The organism is uncultured Psychrobacter sp., assembly GCF_947495825.1.
Classification (GTDB): domain Bacteria; phylum Pseudomonadota; class Gammaproteobacteria; order Pseudomonadales; family Moraxellaceae; genus Psychrobacter.
On record NZ_CANMAH010000002.1, the window covers coordinates 225,638 to 250,359 of the forward strand.

Here is a 24,722-nt window from a genome sequence, read left to right on the forward strand (position 1 = left end):
CAAAATTTAAGGTTTATGGCTTCCGGTAATTGACTATGAATCATTGCACCAAACAAATTGGTCACTATGCCTAAAACATTATTTGGCTGTATCAGACACTATGTCCGTGGTCACGGGCCGCTGCAAATATTTATACATCCATGGCGACTTACCATAGAACGCTCCATTTATCTGTGTTTGTTCAATCAAATACTCGCGAAACCTTAAATAAAACTCATTGTCTGGATATTTAGGCTGCTGCCAAAACTGCGCGAGCGTCTTAGGGTCTGTCAGCTTAGGAGTATCATAGATAGCGCGTCCCATAACCTTGGTAGGCTTTTTATGATACACCGATTGTAAGCCTGTCGTGCTATTTATGGTGACCATACCAATACTGTGTTTCATGAGCGTTGGTAGGTGCATATCACAACCATAAAATACTCTAGATTTGATTTGATAGCGGGCTGCTAGGCTTGCCACCAATTCGCGATAATCACGATGACCACGATCTAAAGGGTGATGCTTGAATACGAGCATCTGCTTTGTATCAGCATGCTTAGCAAAGCTTGCAATAACCTCATCTATAAACTGTACTACATCACGATAACCACTATGGTGGGTGATCTGTGAGTCATTGTGCACTTGCAAACTGACTAAAAAGTAGTTGTTATCTGCTTGAGTAACGAGATGGTTTTGTAGTTTTTTATCGGGTAGATACCCGCGCAACTTACGCCAAGGTGCTTTTAACCAAGCGATTGCTTCTTGCCATGCTGTCATCCCGCGATAATGTGAATAATGCGGATAACGCGACTTGTATAGCCGAGTAACGATATAATAAACGATAGCAGCGATACTTAACCGATAAAAGCGATTGTGCGTATATAATGGTTTGTCATTGGCTTTTTTGAGCGCTTTAATATCAGCAATGTTTAAGCGTGAGTAACCATTGATACCGTGCTCTTGTAAGGTAATATAATCGGGGCGTAAGTAGCCTTCTTCAAAAACAAAAAAGGATATGCCTAACTTCTCACTCAAACAGGCAGCTTGCGTATGATGCGGGCGACAATCACCGAAGCAGACAATCGCATCAATGCTGTGCTCTTCAATAAAAGCTTGTAACCAAGAGGAAAACTGACCCAAAGTCCCTACATAATCATGAGCGTTAGAATGACGATAAAAAAATGCGTCACCAGCATTAAAGTTAATTTTACTTACTTGGATATCTTGAGTTTGCAAGAATGTTGCAAAACGGTTGAAAAACCCACCCATCTTTCCTTGTAGCAGCAAGACATGTCGATGAGTAAGCAATTGATGCATCGAAGCTGCCATAAGAGTATGTACCGTCGGTTAGAAAGTTAAAAAGTAGCGATAAACAGATAAAGCAATTATATAATAACTGCTAAATTGTACACAAATTATACCGAAAAAAACATAATTGTCGTAATAGTTTTATTTTAGGCTTACTGGTTTTTTTTACGCAGATGCTGTTGCCATCGATGACGCTGTTGCATAAAGCGCGTAGCAGTATGGCGTTTAAACTGATTAGTGAGCTTTGATAGCGTAGATAACGTAGATGACTTTACTGGCAAAATAGTGGCTATATGGGCCGTACTATCACGTGACATCTTTTGAGACGTCTCTTTACGGTGCTTAGAAGGATATAAGTAATCAACCACTTGCTCTACTTGTGCAAGTCCATAACCCTCAGGTAAACGATATAGTGGATAGCGTATGAGTGCGCAGTACAGTAGTTGTTCAAGCGATAATGCTGTATCCCGCTTTCGCCTCTGTAGATAATCCGCTTTTGGTGATAACTGCGCATCTATATCAGTCGTCAAGCCCCACCCTGCATAAAACGGCAAACCGTAACAAGTCACTTTTAGCCCGCGCAATAATGCTTCAAAGCCAGTCAATGAACTAATCGTATGTACCTCATCGACGCACTCTAAACAATCAGGCATCGCTGCATCATAGGCAACTGCTTGTACTTTTGCTAAGCACTCCTTATCAACTTTGCCTGCTCGTAGACCAGCTTCTACATCGGGATGCGGTTTATAAATCAGATAGGCATCAGGATTATCTCGTCTGACACGCTCAATCAGACCTCGATTGGTCTTAATATCTGAGCCGCAATACTGTACCGACAGATCGTCTTCTACTTGCCCAATGATAAGCAAACGTGGTCTGCCAGATACCTTTGCATCCTGCATCCATTGCTTTTTTTGCTCAATAGTGTCTGCTTTGTCAGTAGTATCAACCGCAGCATTGACTTCTGTGCCGACGTTGTATTTACTCACTCGCTGAGTAAGCAGTTTTGCTTGAAGCCTCTGTACTCGTGCATTTTGCTGTGGCGTCAACGCTTTACAGTTGCGGAGTAAGGTTTCTAAATCTGAGGGCTGAGTGGCATCATAATAGATACCTTGTTTGTCTATCACCACCGATAATGGCGCAAGAAGCGTCGCACCCAAACCATTTGAGCGGATAAAACCATCTTCCATACAATAGATAGCAGGAATATCCAAAATCCTGTTTTTTGAAACTTTACTTTGTAGCTGTTTTTGGACTTGTTGACGTTTAGCCAACCCCCATACCAATAAAGGCTGGTTGTAATCAACTTTAAAATGATCTGGATGTAGCAAGTTTTTTAGACGCGGCTTTGGTTTGATAAATAATGTCGTACGCGGCAGACCAGTAAAGGCTCTAACGAAAGGCAGCTTCCATCGGCTAAACTCATATACCGTCAAATTACCTTCAAGATGCGATTGCCAATGGCGATTGGTTACCAACCATTCAATTGCAGTATCAATATCACATGCCTGCCTCGTAGCTGGATCGACATAGCGACTGTAATCAATATAAGCGCTATAAAATAATGTCTCTAACGTTGCTGTTGAGTTTTGACGGCGCTTTTTAACTGTTTTTAGCAACCGTTTTGGTGCGCCGCTGTCATCAGTGAGTCCCCAACCGCTATACCAATTTACCCCAAAGCAATGTACAGCCTTGCCTAGCATCAACCCCTCAAACCCCATATGCGAGCTGACTGTATAGACATGATCTACTTGTGCCAGTAGCGCGATTGGATTAAGAGCTTGCGTTAATAGTCGAACATTTTTAGGTAGCTTGAGACTGGTCAGGTAACCTGACTTGGCGGCAGGATGCGCTTTAATCCATATATAGGCATTAGGATGGTTGCGACAGGCAGCCTTTAGCATGCGCTTAAACTGACTCTTACTTGCACCAGCACCTTTGATAGAAGCATCGCCAGCGACTTGATCAAGTAAGAGGACGTGCGACTGTACTGAATCTTTTTTTTGATTGATGTTTTCTTTAGCAATCAGTTCATCTAGTGATGGACAAGTAAACACAGCATTATATTTGCTTAACTTTTTATCGCAAATACGTGTTATCAACTGGCGAGCACGTACTTTATCTAAAATATTACTATCAGAGTTAGCGTATTCTTTAGCGCGTGCAGCGATTAATTGCTCAAGGCGTGAGCTTTGCGTTAGATCAAAGTAGATACCGATGTCATCAACCACCATGCTTAGTCCATGACGACTGCCAATACCAGAATCTAGAGAGCGCAAAAAGCCATCTTCGATACTTAAAGTTGCAAGCTGTTGACGATCTGCTGCTCTTTTAGCGCGTCGATAGCTTTTTTTGTGCCCCCAACCGATAAAGGCGTCGGGCGTTTGAATAGTCGAATTAAAGCGTTGCTGTACTCTTGACCATGGATACCAGCGTTGAATATCAGCTTGTAATACTTGAGATAACAGCTCGTTGTTACGACGCATGCCTTTACCAATTACTGCTAGATTATTGGGTAATCGTCGTTGAGTTGATAACAAACGTAGCGCATCATTAGAGGTAGAAGTTAAGGTCATCTTGCCTTCATGTGCTACGCTTTTTGCCATCTCTAATATCCTTGTTAACTATTTATGTCTTAACTTATGTATCAAGCATCACATAGTTATAAGTCTAAAATAACTTTAGCCGCGACTGCCAATTGATAGACAATCTGTGAGATTCCGCGGGTAATCTCTACACGTTTGGTTTTGACCTTTGGTAAGACCATGATTTCATCACCTTGTTGAATGCGATACGCAGTATTGACCACTTCATTCGCCCCATTTTGATGAATTACTAAGATCTCTTTGGTATCAGCGTTGTCTCCAAAGCCGCCTGAATTAGCAATATAATCACCAACCGTAAAGTCTGGATTAAAGGTCAGCGCGCCTTGTGATCGTACTTGACCATTGACAGTAATCACTGATGTTTGCGCAGGTATTTCGATGACATCGCCTTGCTGAAGGATGATATCCTGCCAAGAGTTTGGTACAACTACTATCTGACCATCAGGTCTCACAGTACGTGCCTTGGCTACAAATTGCTTGACCAGATTGGCATCGTCTTGACGTAGCGCTGCCTCCTCACGCGTCGTTGATTGAGTAGCTAGCGTTAATTCTTCTAAGCGATCAAGTGACTCGTTGATCATGCGTTTTTGCTGCTCAGCCACTGACTCACGGTAAATCGTCAAGTGCGTAAGCTTCGCTAATGGACTTGGTTGTAACTGCGGAATGATATCTTTTAGACGAGCGCCATAAGGCACGACCATAGCACCATTACCAGTATGAGCGCCTTTTACTTGTACCGCGATTGTGCCAGCGTAGCGATCTGAGGTGACGACCATTTGATCGCCATTATAGACAGGCACATTTTGTGCTTCAGCAAGCGAGTAATATTCTGCCGTTTGTGCACGTCCTGCACTGCGAGTGATGCTGACGTTGGTTGCATTGGCAGCTGGATTGGCAACTTGCAATACATCACCAATGGTCAAGTCGTTGACATCGAATTCAAAAGTATATTCGTTCTGGACCTGCCCGCCTACGGCAAAGGTTTTTTTCTGCGGTGCCACCGTGATTACATCGCCATCACGAAAAGAGAATGGCTGCAGCTTACCCGCTAACAAGAAATCATATAGATTGACTTGCTGTAATAGCTGACCATTACGCTTGATTTGAATATCAATGTAACTGCCGCGAGTGGGATCAACACCGCCTGCCCGATCTAAGTATGACAACACTGAGTCTGCGGCAAGTCCGCCATAATAACCAGGTTGCTTAACGAAACCTGTGACAAACACTTTAACGGGCTGGGCTTGCTCTAATGATGCATAAACACCAACGTTTGAGCGATAAATACGGTTAACAGCACTTTTAACGACGTTTTGTAGGTTGCCGTTCTGTACACCAGATACACGCACTGGACCAACATTGGGTAGAAATATATTTCCTTGCGGATCGACGGTCATAGTCGATGCAAATTGATAGGCGCCCCACATACGTACCTGTACATTGTCGCCAGGGTTGATGACGTAGCTGTCATTAAAAGTGGAGCCTGATGTGGTAGAAAACGCACCGCGAAACAATTGCTCACCGAACATCAAATCTTGTGTATTGATATCTTGATAAGCGTGGGTGGTATTAATAACCGATTGACTCGGTAAGCTTGCTGCGTTAACTGCCTCTTGTGTCGTGGCTTGACCAGGAACACCGCCTGCAAATGCTTGAGTCGAGACATTGATGTTATTACGGTTTTGATCTTGACTATTATTATTGGCATTGGTCCCAAAGCTAGATCCCGCTATTTGATCCGCATAACTGGTTGCGGCCAATGCTGGAAGACTAGTAGCAGCCATCGTCAAACTGATCACTTTAATCATCATCACGATTGGGCGTGGTTTCATGTTCATGAGCGGTATTCCTTTGCTGATCTGTCGATCATTGCTGATATCTGCTTATATAAGCCAAGTTTATCAAATCGTTTATGGTTATTAAGTACCTTAAGCTTCTAACCACTTATAGTACTAATAACCAGCTGTTACTTTCTAAACACCAATGCCAAACTAGCTACGATGATCACGTATGACTGCCATGACTAACCGTACAAAGCCGTAAAGCATCAGTAATAACGCCAGCGATGTCCAGATAATGTAAGCACGGCGCGGATATAACGCATCTTCAGCCTCGTAAGGGGCGGAGATGACGATTAGGTTTTTCATCTTTTTAAAAGCTTCTAAACGTGCTTTTTCAAGCGATGATAGCGATAGCTTATAGAGTTCGGTCGCAAAATCGACGTCTGCTTTAATCGTCTCAAACTGAACTGCTTGACGATTTAGTTTGGTCGTATTTGGCGAGGTCAGCTTAGTTTGTTCTTGACTGATTTGTTCCTCTACCGCTCTAATCTGACTTCTTAATGACACCACTTGCGGAGCGTCAGGATTCAAGTAGCTAAGCAACTGCCGCTCTTCGGTGCGTAGTGAGCTTAACTGCGCTTGTAAACTACCAATCAGTTGATTCACTATCTGCGCATTGGCTTGCGGATCGTAGATCTCGTTAGTATTTTGATAAGTGAGTAGCTGCTCTTTGGCTTCATTTAAGCGATCTTGTGACTCCTCCAGTTGGGTTTCGGCAAACACCAGCTGATCGCGCGCGACTTCTTGTGAGATACGGTTGACGAACTGCTCAGACTCACCCAAAATGGCTTTATTGAGCTCATGAGCATAATCAGAATCAAAAGCTTCTGTCGAGACACTAAGTATGTAACTTTGTTCATCTAGGTCAATATGAACGCGCTTTTTGAAGTACTCAAGCAATTCTTCTTGTGACGCTTCAGGGTCTATCTCATAGATAGGGTCTGAGCCATCGACATAATAAGCTTCCCGAAATTGAAACTTATTATCAAGACGTTTGATCATGTCATTGGACAAGATATACTCGGTCAGATAGGTAGCATCTTCTTTACTTGTGCTATTAACGCCAAGCAGCGCCGATAAGCCACCGCCAGAGGGTACGCTTGCATCACTAACTTGCTTGACCACTACGTCAGCTGTGGAGATAAAGCGCGGATGTGCAAGCGTCATGACATAAAAAATCACCAGCACCCAAGGCAGGATTACCAAGCCGATAAACAGCGAGAAGTTAACTATCTTATTTTTTCGCTTTGTGGACATGCTCTTCATATACTTCAATCGCTTCTTTTGTATCGTTAAACACGAGTGCTGTTTGATCCATTAACACAATACCAATATCACAGTTACGCTTAATATCGCCGATATTATGTGACACTATCAAAAATCCTGCTTGCTCACGGCGAGCTGCCAAAATATCCTCACTACGCTTACGAAAAGCGGCATCACCAACAGCGCCCGCTTCATCGAGCATGTAATAATCAAAATCAAAAGCTAGACTCAAACCAAAAGTTAAGCGTGACTTCATCCCTGATGAGTAGCTTTTGACTGGCATATCAAAATAGTTACCGATATCAGCAAACTCTTCGACAAAGCGAATCTTTTCATCGATGTAGGGCCCACTTGAATATAAACGACAGACAAAACGGACGTTTTGACGTCCAGTCAAACTGCCTTGGAAGCCACCTGCAACGCCGACTGGCCATGAAATCGTTGAATCAGTAATAATCTCACCGTGGTCCGGCTCGTCAAGTCCGCATATGATGCGCAGCAAGGTAGACTTACCAGCACCATTACGGCCTAGCAAACCCACACTTTGTTTATCACCAATGGTCAGGTTTAAGTCTTTAAATAGATAATGCCGACCTTGCTTAGTCATAAACGACTTAGAAATATTTTTAATTTCAATCATTTATTTACCATGAGTTAGAACTAATTCCTATAAACACTGTATTTGGTAGTTATTAGATATTTTACTTTGAACGTATCAAATCCTTTTCTACCGCTTTATACATAAGCAGACCTAAGAAGTTTGTCGCTACCATCCATTCTAGAAAATATCCAATATCAATATGATAAGAAGGATAATTAGGTGCTAAAGCATGCCGCATTAACTCGATATTATGAGTGAATGGTATGTAAAGTAAGTAACTAAAATAGGGCTCTGGAACAAGATGAATAGAGTAAATAATTCCTGAAGCAAAATATAAAATAGTAAATACTAAACTAATAATTTTGCTAATCTCGCCACCATAGTAACCTACTACCATCATAATAAGGGCAAGACCAAAACCAAATAAAAATAAGGTTATCCAGCAAAATAGCACTATATGTAGCTGCGCAAAACTAATAGGAATACCAATAAAAAACAATATCGCTAATAAAAGCACAAAGGTAAAAAAGTAAATAACCAACTCTAAAAACGAGCGCGCGATGATGACATCAATATGACGGACTGATCGGTACATTAAGAGGCCTTGGTTGGCCTCTACTGCTCCCAATGACCTTGTCGCTATCGTACTCATCATCCGAAACGGTACTAAGCCTGCAACCAAAAATAGCATATAGTCTATTCCAGGCATGACTCGAGTCATAATAGTGCCAAATATAATCAAATAAATGGCCACTTGGAATATAACTTCCAATGGCGCCCACAGGTAGCCCAAACGATAACCACCAAAGCGCGTTTGCAGCTCACGCATTAGTAAAGCATGAAAGGCGGCGCCCATGACTTTAAGGCCACTGCGATGCTTAATAGGACGATAAGGAGGCAATTGTACAGACATAGCGTTACAGGACTTCACCAAAAACAGCCCCTATGATAAGTAAGAGGGACATAAGTTACAAGAAATAATCTGTGAGTAGGTAGATAAAGCTATGATTTAGCAAGAAATTGGCAAGTAAATAGCAGTAGTAATGATTGTTTATTGAGCTTGTATCATTAATACAGACACTGTCTAACGACTTATTTTAGACAAAAAAAAACCAACCACAAAGGATTGGATTTATTCATACTACACATTACTGCTATATAGATGGTGGCGATGGAGAGACTTGAACTCTCGACCTCACGATTATGAGTCGTGCGCTCTAACCAGCTGAGCTACATCGCCATTTAAGGCTCGGTATAATACCGATAGAGGTGGATATCGTCAACCCCTAATTGGCTTTTTTTGCAAAAAATCTAAATTTAATTCAAATTAGTTGTAAATATTAGAGCATAAACAATAAAAAAGGTTTGGTAAACCGATAAGCCGGGTTCTGTCGTGGACGATCATTCCTCTAGGCGTATCATCGCTGATACGCTCAAGCAACCTACCCGCATCGAACGCGGGCCGCGCCATGCCGATGCCTATTTGGTCTTGCTACGCGTGGAGTTTACCATGCCGTGAGATGTTGCCACCCACGCGGTGCGCTCTTACCGCACCCTTTCACCCTTACCTCACGTGCTGACGCGAGGCGGTCTGCTCTCTGCTGCACTGGTCGTCGGGTTACCCCGCCCAGCCGTTAGCTGGCACGCTGCCCTATGTAGCCCGGACTTTCCTCCCCTGCAAGTCTGTTAAACAGTATGCAGCGGCGATCGCCTAGTCTACCAAGGGCGCTAGTATAGCAAACCAAAGGATTATCTGGAAATATCTTTTGTGTTTAATTTTAACTCATCGAGCAGTAGACTTTAGCAGTCTCAGACAAAGTCGTTTGGCAGGCAAAAATCTGGCAAGGCTCTAGGTTGCTCAGCCTTTATATATGGCAACTTGAGCCAATGCGTAGCTGGATAGTGCTGCTGTAGGTGTTTTTTCAAAAAATCAATCGTGCTATTAGCAATCTCAGCATCTGTCTGAGCAGCATTATCATGAATGGGGTTGTAAATTACACTATGCACAGACAAACCGCGCTGAGTAATAGCTTCAAGGCTAAGCAGCGTGTGATTGATACTGCCAAGACGTCCAGAAGTTACCAATATAATAGGATAGCCTTGAGTAGCAATATAATCTAAGGTTAATAATTGCTCTGTAATAGGTACGAGCAAACCACCTGCGCCTTCTAGCAGCACCACGTCATAGTTTACTTGCAATTGCCGCGTCGCGTGAGTGATGACATCAGGGTCTAAAACTGCGTTGGCAAGTTTTACCGCCAGATGCGGTGAGGCAGGCTTGTGATAACGATAAGGACAGGTTGTAAAATCCAAATCATAAGACTGTAGAGGAATACCCATTAACCTACGATGAGTGATAATGTCATCAGCAACTTCCATCTCGCCCGTTTTTGGATTTATGGACACGCCCGTTTGCACCAGCTTTTGAGTGATGACGTTGACGCCTTGTTGCATCAATGCGTTAGCAATTATTCCAGTCGCGTAAGTTTTGCCAATGTCGGTATCGATACCGGATATAAATAGGACGCTCATATTGAAGCTCTATTGGCGACAGAAACCTGATTCAAATAAGAAGTGACAACGGTTAGTAGCGCTTGGCACAATGTCACTAGCTCATCGTCAGTAATGACATAAGGCGGCATAATATAGACCAATTTTCCAAAAGGTCTGACCCAAATACCATTGTTGATCAACAATGCTTGAAAAACTGGCATATCAACGGCTATCTCTAGCTCTATTACGGCAACTGCTCCCAAACACCTCACTTCTTTCACACCATTTAATGCCATAGCAGGCGCAAGCTGCTGCTGCATCACAGCTTGCATATTCGCCGTACGCGCCTCGATATCATAAGACATAATTAAATCAATCGACGCACAAGCGACCGCGCATGCCAGTGGATTACCCATAAAGGTCGGCCCATGCATCAGCGCTGGATAATCACTGTGATGAATAGTATCCGCGATTTGTCTTGCACATAAGGTGGCAGCAAATGTCATATAACCACCTGTTAGCGCCTTACCAATGGTCATGATGTCAGGGCTAATATCAGCATGTTCACACGCAAACAGCTTACCGCTGCGTCCAAAGCCCGTGGCAATCTCGTCAGCGATTAACAACACGTCATACTCGTCACATAGCTTACGTAACAGTTGCAGGTATTCAGGACTATAAAAGCGCATACCGCCTGCGCCTTGAATAATAGGCTCAATAATAAATCCGGCAAGCTTATCGCTGTTGTTGGCAAAAAACTGGGTTAATTCATCGCGCACGTCTTGCGTTAACTTATGCTCAAACCCCATAGGCGGCGCAGAAACAAAATGCTGCGTCGGCAATTGCGTGCCATATAAGCTGTGCATGCCATTGACCGGATCACAGATACTCATGGCATGCCAGGTATCGCCATAGTAGCCTGAATGGGTCGAGGCAAATTGGTTTTTATTAATACGTCCAACCGCGATTTGATATTGCAGCGCCATTTTAAGAGCCACTTCTACTGCAATACTACCGCTATCAGCATAAAAAATAGCATCTAGGCCTTTTGGTACGATAGAGAGCAGCTTTTGACCCAAATCTATCGCCGGCTTGTGCGTCAACCCTCCAAACATGACATGCGCCATTTTGCCCAGCTGCTTTGTGATAGCAGTATTTAGTTTGGGATGATTATATCCATGTACGCTCGCCCACCATGACGACATGCCATCGATAAGGCGCGTACCATCTTCGGTGACGATGTAGATACCCTCTGCATAGTCAATAACGATATTAGGATAAGTGGGCGGTAAGCTGGCGTAAGGATGCCACAGGTGGTTTTGATCAAAATCGCTAGTAGCAGGTTTCGTCATAGCACACTCTTAAACATCAAACGTGGGGAAAATTGAATGTCCATATTCGTCATATTATTCCTAGTTTTTAGCACTTCCATATAGATAGTGAACTCAATTTAAAATAGGTAAAGTGCGACTGGGATGAATTTTTCGTAGCCTCTGTGATAGCAGCAAGCAAGGGAAATTTATACCAGTCGCATACAACTATTAACGTATCGATTTTATTTTGAGCTGAGTATTTATCAATAGCATAATCTACAACGCATCATTGACCAGTAATACGTTTATATTTAGCCAACAAATCATTTTCGGTCTCAAGGTGGTTTGGATCCTTAGGAATACAGTCCACAGGACAGATGACCACACATTGTGGCTCATCAAAATGACCGACACATTCAGTACATAGATCGGGGTCAATGACATAAATATCTTCCCCTTCTGAGATGGCCTCATTTGGGCAAGCTGGCTCGCATACGTCACAGTTAATACATTCGTCAGTGATTAATAAAGCCATAAACTACTCCTATTAAATAAGTAGGGCTATGAGCCAAGTTTGTTAATAAAAGCTTGTGAGACGCACTTGGGCACAAATTTACTCACATCACCATCAAGCTTGGCGATCTCACGAATCATCGTCGATGAGATAAATGAATAATGCTGAGATGGGGTCAAAAACACTGCTTCAAAGCGCTCATCAAGCTCACGGTTCATATTGGCGAGCTGAAACTCATACTCAAAATCTGACATAGCGCGCAGGCCTCGTAATACCGCGGTAGCATTTTTTTCACGCATAAAATCTACCAATAGTCCTTCAAAGCCCACCACCGATACTTGCGGTAAGTCTGCAAATACAGTCTCTACCAAGCCAACACGCTCCTCAAAGCTAAACAACGGCTTTTTGTGATGACCTGAAGCAACAGCGATCACCACTTCATCAAACAACTTGGTCGCACGGGTGACCAAATCGACGTGACCATTCGTAATAGGATCAAAAGTACCTGGGTATAAAATTTTGGTATGTAGCTTTGAAGACCTTGAAGATTCTAGAGATGTGGCAGCGTTCGAAAGCTCCGACGTATTAGAATTTGGGGTATTAGAATCTAAGTCATTAGAAGTAGTTACTGGATTCATGGCGCGGCTAATTTATTGGTTAATAGTAGCGCTTATGCTAACAAATTTTGGTTAAACATAATACTTATCTATGGTCAGTACTTAGTATAATTTTTAATCTAAATGCACTAAACAGCGATCACGCATGACTACATTTGCCCTAACATTTTTAGCATCAGCTTTGCTACAATAGACGGTTCGACTCATCTCTTGCTTTTGTTAAAGTAATGATCCAATAACAGGGTTACGATGAGGAATAGTTAGACAAGGACCTGGTATATTGCGGTCCTTATGGAGAGTTTATGTCAAAAAAATCAAGAAAACCTGACAATCAGATTTGCTCAAACAAAAAAGCGCGTCACGAGTATTTCATCGAGGAGACGTTCGAGGCAGGATTGTCGCTACAAGGCTGGGAAGTCAAAGCCATCCGTGCTGGTAAAATGTCCATTACCGAAGCTTATATCACCTTTCGTAACGGTGAAGCGTTTTTGTTTGGGGCACACATTCAGCCACTATTATCAAGCTCAACGCATGTCAGCCCTGATAGTATCCGTACGCGTAAGCTGCTGCTCAATCGCCGCGAGATTGACAAACTCTACGGCGCGGTCAATCAAAAAGGCTATGCTTGCGTGCCGTTATCGTGCTACTGGAAGCGCTCTATGGTGAAATGTCAAATAGCGCTGGCAGTTGGTAAAAAGCAGCATGATAAACGCAAAACCTTAAAAGACCGTGATTGGGAACGTGATAAGCAGCGCGGCTTTAAACAGCATTTGGATTAATACCCTAACTAAATTTACTTTACGGTATTAGCATTCAAAAAAAGGACGATTCAACTTTAAGCTGTGTCGTCCTTTTTTCGTTCTAGGTATAAATATAGTTTCACAAAAGCAATCTACTTGTACTGACAACTATTTAGACGGTTTTAGCAGTTAGCGTCGCTTTTGTTTCTCGATTTGCCTTACGTAATTGACGGACGCCATGAATAATCAAAAAACCTATCCCTAACCAAATCAATCCGTAGCTGTATATCATCGCTGACTCAAATGGGTTGCCAAGTACCGTGATAGCTAAGATAAATAATAGCGCAGGCTCAATATAGCTCATCATGCCATAGACATTTACTGGCAACATTTGGCTAGCATCGACGTTGGTTTTCATCGCCAACACACTAAGTATGCCTAATCCTACTAGCATCATAATAAAAAACCCAGAACCGCTAACGAGCATCAAACTGGTCGGTGCAACGAAGAATAAGTAAGCCATTGCAAATGGTGCAAAAATAGTCAAATCGACCAATAATCCAGTGATTGCGCCAATACCTTGCAGACGGCGAATGATATAGTACAGCGGATACGTACCACAAACCCACAAGGTCGCCCAAGACACGCTTTGGGTGCGCACAATTTCACTGCCCACGCCTAATGCGGCAAAAGCAACAGCCAACCATTGCAAACGGCTTAATTTTTCGCCAAACAAAACGCAGCCGAACACCACCATCATGAGGGGAAATAAAAAATATCCCATCGCGGTTTGGACGCCTTGACCGTTGACTGGTGCCCACATAAACAGCCAAAATTGACTAAGAAATATCGGTGTCGGCAATAGCAACCATGCCCATTGTTTAATGGAGCGCAAGCTTTTTAACTTTTTAACATGCATCCTCAAACGGCCGCTAACCATGAGATACCCTACCAAAGCCGTCCACATCGCTAACATCCGCCAGATGAATACTTGCGTACCTGATAATGGTGCCAAAAAGCTGCTGTACGCATAAAGCACGCCAAATAGAAGGTTTGATAATACGGCCAATGCCACGCCCATTATTAATGTACGTTGCTGAACGCTGCCCGCTGTCCACATTGCAGGTAACGGCATGCGCGCAATAGTATTTGCGAATGTATTAGATAGCATTGAGATAGACATAATCAGCACCGTAAGTTTGAATAAACGTTAGAGAGATCAGCTTTTATTTTGTATAGAACAAGCTTTATCGGTATGTTTTATTCTACTAAGGTACTACGAGATATTATCTCTATATAAATACTATTTTGAATTTTTTTATCAAATTACTAGTGCTAAACTGAATTATTTATCAACTATTAGGTTATAGTGATAATACTTTCTATAAGAGCCAATACAATGAGTGAAACTTTAGATGATATTGATAAAGCCATTTTAAATTTATTACAAGATGATGCAACGCTGCCATTAAAAACAATCGCAGAACGTGTTCACGTGTCTATCGCTACGGCCCAACGACGTATTCAATCACTTGTCAATAATGGTGTTATTACCAAACAAGTCGCTATCGTTAATCCAAATAAGGTTGGCTACGGTCTAACGGCAGTGGTGATGATTCAAATGCTACGCTCGAATAACTCTATGCAGCACCGATTTGAGCGCTTGATGAGTGATCAACCGCAAGTAATGAGCTGTTATGAAGTATCAGGGGACGCGGATTTTATGCTAATGGTCAATGCAAAGAACATGCAAGACTATCATCAGTTTACCCGTAATCTACTGACGCATGAGAATAATGTACGTAGTTTCAGCAGTCAGTTTGTGATGAATTTTACAAAGAGTGGGACAAAAATTTTGTTGGATTAACCACAGATAAGCTGTTGTATTGTCGATATATTTAGCGGACTTATCGTTATTAACCACCTATAAATGGTAAATACTGCAATATTATCTCACGCTATCAATAACTTATCGCTACCTGAGGGTAATTCATGTTAAAATGAGCGGTTTTTAAAGGCACAGAAAACCTGTCCGTCTGCCTTTAAATCCTCTTTATGCTCTACAGCCAAACTCTTAGCTAATAGGTCCGCCCATGTCTGCCGATACCATCGCCCGCACCGCCTTTAAACAAGGCGTCAAACCGCTTTACGACTATGATAAACATTGGGCAAGCTGCTATGAGCCCGCTCCTTACTTGCCGATGACGCGTGCTGAGATGGATGCGCTCGGTTGGGATGCTTGTGATGTCATTATCATCTCAGGTGATGCTTATGTCGATCATCCAAGCTTTGGCATGGCAATCATTGGTCGTCTATTAGAGTCGCAAGGCTTTCGTGTCGGTATCATTGCCCAGCCTGATTGGAAGAGTAAAGACGCTTTTATGGAGCTTGGTAAGCCCGTCTACGCTTACGGCGTCACTGCGGGCAATATGGATAGCATGATTAACCGCTACACCGCTGATCGCAAGATTCGTAGTGATGACGCTTACTCACCAGGAAACGTCGCCAATAAACGCCCTGACCGCGCGGCTATTGTCTATAGTCAGCGCTGCCGTGAAGCTTATCCTGATGTGCCGATTATCTTAGGTGGTATTGAAGGCAGTCTGCGCCGTATTGCTCATTATGACTATTGGTCAGATAAGGTGCGCCGTAGTATCCTCCTCGACTCTCGCGCTGACGTTTTATTGTATGGTAACGCTGAGCGGGCCATCGTCGATGTGGTACATGGTCTCTCAAAAGGCTATACGTTTGAGCAAATGAGCAAGCTACGTGGTACAGCTTATTTGCTGTCGCCTAGCCGTCGCCATTGGCAAGCGGATATGACTGAAGTGGCAAGCAACGATGTCGATACCGTCGGCCGTGTCGATCCCATTATCAATCCGTATGTGATGACCGAAGACGTTGATAGCTGTAAAATCGAGCAAGAAAAGCCTAGCGACTCGCCAGTTGGGCAAGCCATGACAGGAATGTCTGCCCAATATGCTGGCTTCGTCGCAGAGCCAGTTACCAATAAAGTTATTAACGCTGATCAAGTCGATGAAGATACTCAAGTGGTGCAGCTGCGAGGGTTCGACAACGTCAAAGAAAAGCCTAAGACTGCGCGTAAATATAAACTTAAATTACCTGCTCGTGAAAAGACGGTGATTCGCCTACCTGATTATGAGCAAGTCAAGTCTGATCCTGTTCTTTATGCTCACGCCAGCCGTATCCTGCATTTAGAGACCAATCCAGGTAATGCTCGTGCGCTGGTGCAGCGTCATGGTAGCGGCGGCGGCAACTCGCACACTGCTATCGATGTATGGCTCAATCCACCACCGATTCCACTCTCAACTGAAGAGATGGATTATGTGTTTGATCTACCCTATGCACGCTTGCCGCATCCAAGCTATGGCGATGCGCGCATTCCTGCTTATGACATGATTAAGTTTTCGGTCAATATCATGCGTGGCTGCTTTGGTGGTTGTACGTTTTGCTCTATCACTGAGCACGAAGGACGTATCATCCAAAACCGCTCAGAAGACTCTATCTTACGTGAAGTCGAAGCCATCCGTGATACTGCGCCAAACTTTACTGGGGTGATATCTGACCTTGGTGGTCCAACTGCCAATATGTATCGCCTAAACTGTAAAGATGAAACCATTGAGAAAAATTGCCGTAAGCCGTCTTGTGTCTATCCTGATGTCTGTGAAAACCTGCTTACTGATCACAGTAATTTGACTCAGCTATACCGTAAAGCCCGTGATATCAAAGGCGTCAAAAAGATTCTTATCGCTTCTGGTTTGCGCTATGACTTGGCAGTAAAAGATCCTGAATATGTCAAAGAATTGGTCAGTCATCATGTCGGTGGGTATCTCAAAATCGCACCAGAGCATTCTGAAGAAGGCGTGCTATCGAAGATGATGAAGCCTGGTATGGGCAGTTATGACGCATTTAAAGCGATGTTTGAGCGCTTCAGTCAGGAAGCAGGTAAAGAGCAGTATTTGATTCCTTACTTTATCGCGGCTCATCCGGGTACTAAAGATGAAGACATGATGAATCTTGCGCTATGGCTCAAACGCAACGATTACCGCGCTGACCAAGTGCAAGCGTTTTACCCAAGTCCTATGGCGACGGCGACCACCATGTACCACACTCACAAAGACCCGCTACATAAGGTCAGTCGCAGTGAAGGTGATATGGATATTGTCAAATCTGGTAAACAGCGCAAATTACACAAAGCTTTTCTGCGCTATCATGATCCAAAAAACTGGGCGATGTTACGTAAAGCGCTACAAGATATGGGCCGCAGCGATCTAATCGGTAAAAATCGTGGCTGTTTAATACCGCCATTTAATGCACATTTAGAAGGACGCGACGGGGCGCAAGATAGCTATCAGTCGGCACGCAAAAAGAATAGCCGCGTAGGCAACGACTCAGTGAAGCGTAGCAATGGTTCAACCAATAATACTTCAGCGAAGAAGTCAGCTAAGAAAAATACGAAACGAGTGAGCAAAGGTAACTTCCAAACGCAGCATACTGGTTTGCCGCCGCGTAAAACTAAGTAGCGTTAATAAGTCGTATTAAATATTAGAAATTAGTTACTACAAATTATAGGCTAAACGTTATTAGCTCATAGCAGTAAAACAATAAAAGCGCATATCAGCTCCCAAGCCGATGTGCGCTTTTTATTTAAACTGGTTTATTGAGCCTGATAATTATCGATATAATCAATTCACTCTAAAAATGTCGCAGTACGGCTGATAGTAATTTTTGCAGTCTCTGTCTGCGTACGCACAGTAAGCAATATAATTTTATCAGTCGCGCATTTAGACAAAATATATGCCACTTTAATTTAGAGTTTTTAAGGTTCTCCAAATTCTGAATTACATTAGCCAGCGATCACGTAACGTAAATAACAGCTTACAAACAATTTCTAACAATCTACCGTCTTTATTTTCGCTAATATGTGCGTCATATGCTTAACGCATTGTTAAATACAAATAAACGATATGACTGTATGTTTTTGGAGAGAATTATGAAGACCTTAACTAAGATTGCTACTGCCCTGCCTGCCCTTGCTTTACTTAGCGCTTGTGCTACTACCGCACCTACCCCTACTGCTCCAAATACTCCTACTACTCCAACGACGCCAAGTACGACTACCCCTGCTTCAGAAAGCGTGACTGATGCAGCCTATGATCGTATGGCGCCTGCGCCTTATACTTGTACTGACGACAGTCAAATTCTTGCCAAACAATCTATTAACAAAAAACAAGTCATGTTGACTGCCACACTTCCTAAAGTAAACTGGTCAGAGCAGCCAATTATCTTAAATGGCGATGTGAAAGGCGACACAGCAAGCTATGTAAATGAGTCAAACCCAGAAGTTGTCTATGCATGGCACATGACAGGCGACAAAGGCATCTTAGCTATGAAATGGGCTGATGGTAAAGAGTATCAAGTTGATTGCAAAATAGGTAGATCATAATTCTGGTTGTACTCTTGATCGATAATCAACCTACACCAAAGAAGCTGAGCACTAGAATGAACAGTCATTAGTAATGGCTGTTTTTTTATGCGTGTAGTCCATAAAACATATAGTCAGTTCGAAATAAAATCAATACGTTAATGGCGAAGTGAACCAACTATACCTGTCTTGCCGATATTTTTATAACAATCGCTCGTTTGCTGCGTTTTGCTAGAGAAGCATAACGAAAGCTGTCAAAATAGTGCTTATATAAAATTTATAACCAATGTTAAAGAGGAGACGTCGATGACGAAGCGCTTAATGAATATAATGGTAATCGCTACCGCTAGTATGTGGGTGCTAACAGGCTGTAATAATAGTGCTGATACGACTGGTAGCGCCGACACAGCTACCGAGCCAACTGTCTCAGACTCATCGACGCCAACCAACGAAATCGACTGGTCTTTGGTAGCAAGCGGACAGGAGCCTGCTGACCTTGCTGATTACAACTATCCATTTGCACATGATAGTCAAAATGTACGCGACTACGCCGAGTATTTCGATGTAGATAATGCCACTGCCCAGCACAATCTAACCGTGAGTATGGCAAGTAACGAAGCGCTGTCAAAGGTGCTCGATCAAGTCAATGATAGCTATATCTCTCATGAGCTGACCGATGATAAAGATATGACGCTTATCATCCATACCACACCTGATATCACGGCCAGTAGCTATAATTATGTATTGGCTGGTGACTTTGCTGAAGGGCTGGTGTTACCTATTGAGATTAAACCTGATGGTAAAAAGGGTGAGGGTGAGGTGCATGGAGAGGTGGAGGAGTAAAGGTTAAGTTTTACTGTTCTAAACTAAGAGTGATTAGACTGAAAAAATTAGATAGATTGTAAAAACAAGGAAGTCTATGTTTAAATCATATTATCAACAACATCAATTGCTTAGCTCGGACGAAGTTTATGCGGGTTTATTAAGCTATGGCATGTTTAGCGACAATTTACCCCCATTTCTGCAGTCTATTGATTTTTTTGGGTGGTGTAAAAAACAAAAAGAAACTACTTTCCAAAAGGAAGAAACTACTCCCGTTTATTATGAAAGTATAAGGAATATAAACATACCCAGAATTCTTACAATCCCAAATCCTATAGCGTATAGAAATCTTTGCTTCAATTTGAAAAATAATTGGAGCGATATCCTATTACATTTTCAAACTAATACAGATAGTCATGATTGGAAAGTTAGTAGAATACATATAAGAAAAACTAAAGAGAATAAAAAAATATTAGTTATGGGAAAGTATGACACATTGAGAGTCATAAATCGTCGAATAGATAAAGAGCAACTTTTTGATATGGGTTACTCTGACTATGAAGAAGACGATGACCCATTATTGAAGTTCAAGATTGGAGCAAGATTTCAGGCTCATGCTGATATTTCCAATTGCTTTGGTAGTATCTATACCCATTCTTTGACTTGGGCAATTGCTGGTAAAGCAAATGCAAAAGTTAAAGCAAATCGTAAGAAAAAAAATTGGTATAACGATCTAGACTCACTTTTAATGAACACTAATAATGGGGAAACGCACGGTATTTTAATAGGTGCTCATGCCTATAATTTAGTTTCTGAAATTGTATTGGTAGTAGTCGATTACTACCTAGTCAAAAGGGGTTACAAATTTATAAGGCATATTGATGACTATATCTGTTTAACAGAAAACTATGAAACAGCAGAAAATTTTTTAGCTGACCTATCTAGTGAGTTGCGGAAATATGGTCTGATACTTAATGGTAAAAAAGTTTCAATAAAAGACTTACCTGCTACAAGAAATTCAAGTTGGATTGTCGATATTTCCAACCATCCAGTAAGTTTGCTAAATTATCTCAATTATAGTGTTATGGTTAGTTATTTAGATTTTCTATTGAGTTTGCTTAATAAAAATGATGATGACGCTACTATATTAAATTACGGTATAAAGGTTATCACTAGTAAACAAGCTTCTAAAAACGCTATTGATTATCTTGTAAATACTGTTCATCATTTGGTTATTCTTTACCCTTATCTTGTAGGAGTTCTTGAAAATCAACTGTTTGAAAGATATAAAGTAAAAACCTCTACAATCAAAAGCATAGCTGACAACTTACTCGTTTATGGAGCTAAGCGAAATAGTTATGAACTTGTAGCATACTCAATATACTTTTCATTAAAATACGATTTTGAGTTTGATATAAATTCTACTTTATTAGAAAAAGTTGGTAATCTTGATGACTGCTTAACATTGCTGCTTGCCTATTTATACGATAAAAAGAAATATGGAGCCCGCAGCAATGTGATTAAGCAGCATAAAGTAGTAGCTGAGCATCTGTATAATAATAATGAAGATGATTACTGGCTATACTATTACGAGGTTTTGCCAGCTAACAAACTGCAAAAGTACTGGAGTAAGATGAAAAAGGACAAAATTAGCTTCTTGAAGCCCCTTTTCAACATCTAACAAATTATTCTTTTAAAAAGTAGAAATAATTGAGGTGGGTTACTCTATCTCCAGCCCACCATACACATTAAAAACTATGCTACGAATCTTCTAACATCGCTAAAAACTCTTCCTCACCCACTATCTTAACGCCCAATTTTTCAGCTTTGGTTAGTTTAGAGCCAGCTTTATCACCTGCCAGTAGCGCAGTGGTTTTGGCCGAGATACTACCCGAGACTTTTGCGCCCAATGCTTGCAATTTGGCCTTCGCTTCATCACGCGCCATGCTATCGAGCGCGCCTGTGATGACCCAAGTTTGCCCATCGAGTGGCAGCCCTTCTGACGCCACTTGCTCAACCTTATCCCAATGCACGCCCGCCTCCGTTAAGGCGGTGATGACTTCGATATTGTGCGGTGCGCGGAAGAACTCATGGATAAGCTCAGCGGTGATAGCGCCCACGTCAGGCGTTTGTAGTAGCGTATCAATATCTGCTGCCATTAGGCTATCAAGATCGCCAAATTGCTGGGCAAGGTTTTGTGCAGTGCCTTCACCCACACCGCGAATACCAAGTGCGTAGATAAAGCGTGACAAGGTGGTCTTTTTGCTGGCTTCGATAGCACTGATGATGTTTTGTACGGACTTCTCACCCAGTTTTTCATAAGTAATGAGATCGTCTCGATGATTATGCAAGTTATAAATATCGGCGACAGTTTTGACAAGACCGTGCTCAAAGAAGCTAATGAGCCAGCGCTCGCCTAGACCGTCAATATCCATCGCGCGGCGTGAGACAAAATGAATGAGGGCTTCTTGTTGCTGCGCGGGACAAAACAGACCGCCAGTACAACGCGCTAAGGCTTCATCTTCGGGCAGCACCACAGGCGAGTCGCATACTGGGCAAGTAGAGGGCAGCTTAACAGGTACCGAGTCTTCTGAACGCTGATCATGCCAGACGCGCGTGACTTTGGGAATCACATCGCCTGCTCGATGCACGCTAACCATATCGCCTGCGCGCACATCCAAGCGCTGAATCTCACCAAAATTATGCAAGGTGACATTGCTAACGGTGACACCGCCGACTTTGACTGGTTCAAGCTTACCGACTGGGGTGATTTGTCCGGTACGTCCGACTTGCCATTCAATAGCGTGCAAACGGGTCATAACGGTCTGGGCAGGGAATTTATACGCCGTTGCCCAGCGCGGCTCACGCGATAAAAAGCCAAGCTGCTGCTGCAATGCCAAGCTATTGACCTTAATCACTGTCCCATCAATTTCAAACGGTAGATCATCACGCGTTTCAATCACCGATTCATAGTAGGCTTGCGCTTCACGTGGATTTTGCACGACCTCGACCGCACTGACCGTAAAGCCAATGTCTTTTAACCATGCTAGCGCCGCTGATTGAGTGCTGATATTTTCAGGTAAACCTTGGTTAACTGAATAACAATAAAATGCGAGCGGGCGGCTGGCAGCAATAGCTGGATCAAGTTGTCTTAAGCTACCAGCAGCAGCATTACGCGGATTGGCAAAAGTTTTACCATCGTTCTCTTCTGCTAGGCGGTTGAGTCGCTCAAAGCCTGCCTTGGGCATTAGCACCTCTCCGCGCACCTCTAACAGCTCAATATCAGCGGCGTCAGCTAACCATAATGGCAAGTTACGAATGGTTTTGGCGTTTTGAGTGATATCTTCACCTGTCTGTCCATCGCCACGTGTCACTGCTTGAATAAATCTGCCGTACGCATACTTTAGCGAGACTGCTAAGCCATCAAGCTTAAGCTCTATCTCATATTCGGGGTTTTGCTGGGCGTCACTTAGACGGTCATTGATCCTGCGCATAAATGCGTGCAGTTCATCATAATCAAAGACGTTGCCAAGCGACAACATAGGAATGTCATGGGTCACTTGGGTAAATGCTGCCAGCGGCGTATCACCGACTTGATTGATAGGACTGTCCGGCTGCACCAAATCTGGGTATTCTTCTTCAAGCTCAAGTAAAGAGCGGCGCAACTGATCGTATTCGCTATCTTCTAGAATGGGGTTGTCGAGCACGTAATAGGCATAATTATGTGTCTTGATAGCATCGATAAGCGTGCGCATTTGTGCCACGATGTCGTCGGGCGTGATTGATTGTTGTGGGCTTTCTTGTGCTGCGGCGGTCGATAAGAGAGGGTCAGTCATAGTCAGCGTCTTTATAATTCAAGATGCCGATATGATAACAATTTTGCGGGTTACTCGGATATAATTTTGCAGAAAATCAGGACGATTAAAAAAGGCAAACAACGCAACCATTGATATGTTATCTACGCTGCATTGTTTGCCTTTTAGAATACAGTTAGTACTGCTGTTAACTTTTGTCTTTACTAAATTTCATAGTCGCGAACTTGATTACGTAGCTGTTGTTTATATTCAGGAGTAATCGGTTCGTTGTTTTCATCAAGTATCAGCGCGTTTAAATCATCCGCCATCATATAAGCAATGCTCATCATACTATCAAAGCTGCGCAGCGCTTGTGGATGCGGTAGGGACAAAAACACTACTACACCATTATAAGTGTTGGTCGCCACGCTATGCGGATCAAACGGCGCGATACCACTGTCTGTGATACCCATCATACTAAACCAAAGCATGCCAGTACCATCTTTTTGCTCATAACGATGAAACATGTTCATCGCCCCAAAGCGTAGGCCATACTTGTCGATTAGAGTCAACAAATCACGCCCGCGTATAATCTCTACCGGGCGATCACGGTACTGGCGCGGCAATATAGTGATGTTGATATTGTCTTTGGCATTAATAAGTGGGCCATTTTGCGCTTCATCGACAGGCTCTAATAAATGCTGATCAAGTATCGGGCTATTGTCATCAAAGCTTGGCTCTTCGGCCGTATCGATCACTGGCATCAAGCTATCAGTCGCTGACATAAGGCTAGAAAACGCATCAGGCTCTTGCTCACTACCACCTTGCATGTAGCCAGCTACTTCTGCAAACTCAGCATTGTCTGCGCGTTGCTGCTCAGCTTGCCAGCGCGCATAGTCCTCATCATCTTTATTATCGACATTGGCTCCGGTCTCACCGCGACCCTTGGTCAATTGAGCGTCAATATTGGTATGAGTCTCGGTTAACGGCTCGTCTTCGATAACCGCATCGAGATAATCACGATTGGGCGCAATGGTAGTCTCGCCGGCGACCGTGTCATCAAAGTCTGGCTGATCGACAATATTGCGCTCGTGACGCGGTATGATGGGAATACCATTTTTATCATAATTGACTGCCGCGGCCTCCGTACTATTACGACGCTTGAAGCTACGAATGACCATAAACAGGCCTGCAAGCACGATAAATGCAGCAATGGCAATCAAGATAAACTGAATAGCGGTCATGAGAGATATGTCCTAATAACTATGATAAAAGGGAATACACAAAATAGAATAAATAGCAATAGTCTAGCATGGCTGACTAAACTCGTCACCATATAGTAATTGTTTATAGCCAGCTCAACATAGTGGCACTACGTTGTA

Annotated in this window: 19 protein-coding genes, 1 tRNA gene and 1 other RNA gene; 6 read left to right on the forward strand and 15 right to left on the reverse strand. The window is 42.8% G+C overall.

Annotation, left to right across the window (positions count from 1 at the left end):
- Window positions 1-78 precede the first annotated feature (78 nt).
- The 12 genes from Q0895_RS03750 to coaD all read right to left on the reverse strand — a co-directional run bounded on the left by Q0895_RS03750 (window position 79) and on the right by coaD (window position 12,559).
- Window positions 79-1,308, reverse strand: coding sequence for a capsular biosynthesis protein (locus tag Q0895_RS03750; RefSeq protein ID WP_299185616.1), 1,230 nt, complete (start codon window positions 1,306-1,308; stop codon window positions 79-81).
- Window positions 1,309-1,439: 131 nt separating this feature from the next.
- Window positions 1,440-3,893, reverse strand: coding sequence for a capsular polysaccharide biosynthesis protein (locus Q0895_RS03755; protein ID WP_299185618.1), 2,454 nt, complete (start codon window positions 3,891-3,893; stop codon window positions 1,440-1,442).
- Between the two features lie 56 nt (window positions 3,894-3,949).
- The gene (locus Q0895_RS03760) at window positions 3,950-5,731 is read right to left on the reverse strand and encodes a polysaccharide biosynthesis/export family protein (protein ID WP_299185619.1); all 1,782 of its coding nucleotides are present in this window, start codon (window positions 5,729-5,731) and stop codon (window positions 3,950-3,952) included.
- Window positions 5,732-5,884: 153 nt separating this feature from the next.
- A complete protein-coding gene (locus Q0895_RS03765; RefSeq protein WP_299185620.1) occupies window positions 5,885-6,991 on the reverse strand; it encodes a capsule biosynthesis protein in 1,107 nt (368 codons plus the stop codon).
- Entirely contained in the window at window positions 6,969-7,640 is a 672-nt protein-coding gene (locus Q0895_RS03770; RefSeq protein ID WP_299185621.1) for an ABC transporter ATP-binding protein, read from the reverse strand. Before Q0895_RS03770 ends, Q0895_RS03765 begins: the two co-directional genes overlap by 23 nt.
- 61 nt (window positions 7,641-7,701) lie before the next feature.
- On the reverse strand, window positions 7,702-8,514 hold the full coding sequence (locus Q0895_RS03775) for an ABC transporter permease (protein ID WP_299185623.1): 813 nt from the start codon (window positions 8,512-8,514) through the stop codon (window positions 7,702-7,704).
- Window positions 8,515-8,764: 250 nt separating this feature from the next.
- Window positions 8,765-8,841, reverse strand: a tRNA-Met gene (locus tag Q0895_RS03780).
- A 121-nt stretch (window positions 8,842-8,962) separates the two neighbouring features.
- Window positions 8,963-9,324, reverse strand: an RNA gene (rnpB, locus tag Q0895_RS03785) — RNase P RNA component class A.
- An 86-nt stretch (window positions 9,325-9,410) separates the two neighbouring features.
- The gene (gene bioD / locus Q0895_RS03790) at window positions 9,411-10,133 is read right to left on the reverse strand and encodes a dethiobiotin synthase (RefSeq protein WP_299185625.1); all 723 of its coding nucleotides are present in this window, start codon (window positions 10,131-10,133) and stop codon (window positions 9,411-9,413) included.
- Window positions 10,130-11,446, reverse strand: coding sequence for an adenosylmethionine--8-amino-7-oxononanoate transaminase (gene bioA / locus Q0895_RS03795; protein WP_299185626.1), 1,317 nt, complete (start codon window positions 11,444-11,446; stop codon window positions 10,130-10,132). The genes bioD and bioA overlap by 4 nt, the downstream gene beginning before the upstream one ends.
- A 247-nt stretch (window positions 11,447-11,693) precedes the next feature.
- A complete protein-coding gene (locus Q0895_RS03800) occupies window positions 11,694-11,942 on the reverse strand; it encodes a YfhL family 4Fe-4S dicluster ferredoxin (RefSeq protein WP_058368137.1) in 249 nt (82 codons plus the stop codon).
- 26 nt (window positions 11,943-11,968) lie between these two features.
- A complete protein-coding gene (gene coaD / locus Q0895_RS03805) occupies window positions 11,969-12,559 on the reverse strand; it encodes a pantetheine-phosphate adenylyltransferase (protein WP_256713882.1) in 591 nt (196 codons plus the stop codon).
- A 281-nt stretch (window positions 12,560-12,840) separates the two neighbouring features.
- Between coaD and smpB the strand changes: the two genes are divergently transcribed.
- Entirely contained in the window at window positions 12,841-13,317 is a 477-nt protein-coding gene (gene smpB, locus Q0895_RS03810; protein WP_058368136.1) for an SsrA-binding protein SmpB, read from the forward strand.
- Between the two features lie 133 nt (window positions 13,318-13,450).
- Here the strand turns inward: smpB and rarD are convergent, their stop codons facing one another.
- Complete coding sequence (gene rarD, locus Q0895_RS03815) at window positions 13,451-14,461, reverse strand: EamA family transporter RarD (RefSeq protein WP_299185629.1); 1,011 nt, start codon at window positions 14,459-14,461, stop codon at window positions 13,451-13,453.
- Window positions 14,462-14,677: 216 nt separating this feature from the next.
- Here rarD and Q0895_RS03820 point away from each other — a divergent pair, with 216 nt between their 5' ends.
- The 5 genes from Q0895_RS03820 (at window position 14,678) to Q0895_RS03840 (ending at window position 21,227) form a co-directional block, all read left to right on the forward strand.
- Window positions 14,678-15,145: an Lrp/AsnC family transcriptional regulator gene (locus Q0895_RS03820; RefSeq protein WP_299185631.1), complete on the forward strand. Its 468-nt coding sequence runs from the start codon at window positions 14,678-14,680 to the stop codon at window positions 15,143-15,145.
- A 226-nt stretch (window positions 15,146-15,371) separates the two neighbouring features.
- On the forward strand, window positions 15,372-17,822 hold the full coding sequence (locus tag Q0895_RS03825) for a YgiQ family radical SAM protein (RefSeq protein ID WP_299185632.1): 2,451 nt from the start codon (window positions 15,372-15,374) through the stop codon (window positions 17,820-17,822).
- A 470-nt stretch (window positions 17,823-18,292) separates the two neighbouring features.
- The gene (locus Q0895_RS03830; RefSeq protein WP_299185633.1) at window positions 18,293-18,745 is read left to right on the forward strand and encodes a hypothetical protein; all 453 of its coding nucleotides are present in this window, start codon (window positions 18,293-18,295) and stop codon (window positions 18,743-18,745) included.
- A 285-nt stretch (window positions 18,746-19,030) separates the two neighbouring features.
- The gene (locus Q0895_RS03835) at window positions 19,031-19,567 is read left to right on the forward strand and encodes a hypothetical protein (protein ID WP_299185634.1); all 537 of its coding nucleotides are present in this window, start codon (window positions 19,031-19,033) and stop codon (window positions 19,565-19,567) included.
- 76 nt (window positions 19,568-19,643) lie between these two features.
- On the forward strand, window positions 19,644-21,227 hold the full coding sequence (locus tag Q0895_RS03840) for an RNA-directed DNA polymerase (RefSeq protein WP_299185636.1): 1,584 nt from the start codon (window positions 19,644-19,646) through the stop codon (window positions 21,225-21,227).
- Window positions 21,228-21,306: 79 nt separating this feature from the next.
- Here Q0895_RS03840 and ligA read toward each other — a convergent pair whose 3' ends face one another.
- Complete coding sequence (gene ligA / locus Q0895_RS03845; protein ID WP_299185782.1) at window positions 21,307-23,301, reverse strand: NAD-dependent DNA ligase LigA; 1,995 nt, start codon at window positions 23,299-23,301, stop codon at window positions 21,307-21,309.
- A 263-nt stretch (window positions 23,302-23,564) separates the two neighbouring features.
- Complete coding sequence (locus tag Q0895_RS03850) at window positions 23,565-24,584, reverse strand: cell division protein ZipA C-terminal FtsZ-binding domain-containing protein (RefSeq protein WP_299185638.1); 1,020 nt, start codon at window positions 24,582-24,584, stop codon at window positions 23,565-23,567.
- Window positions 24,585-24,722: the final 138 nt, after the last annotated feature.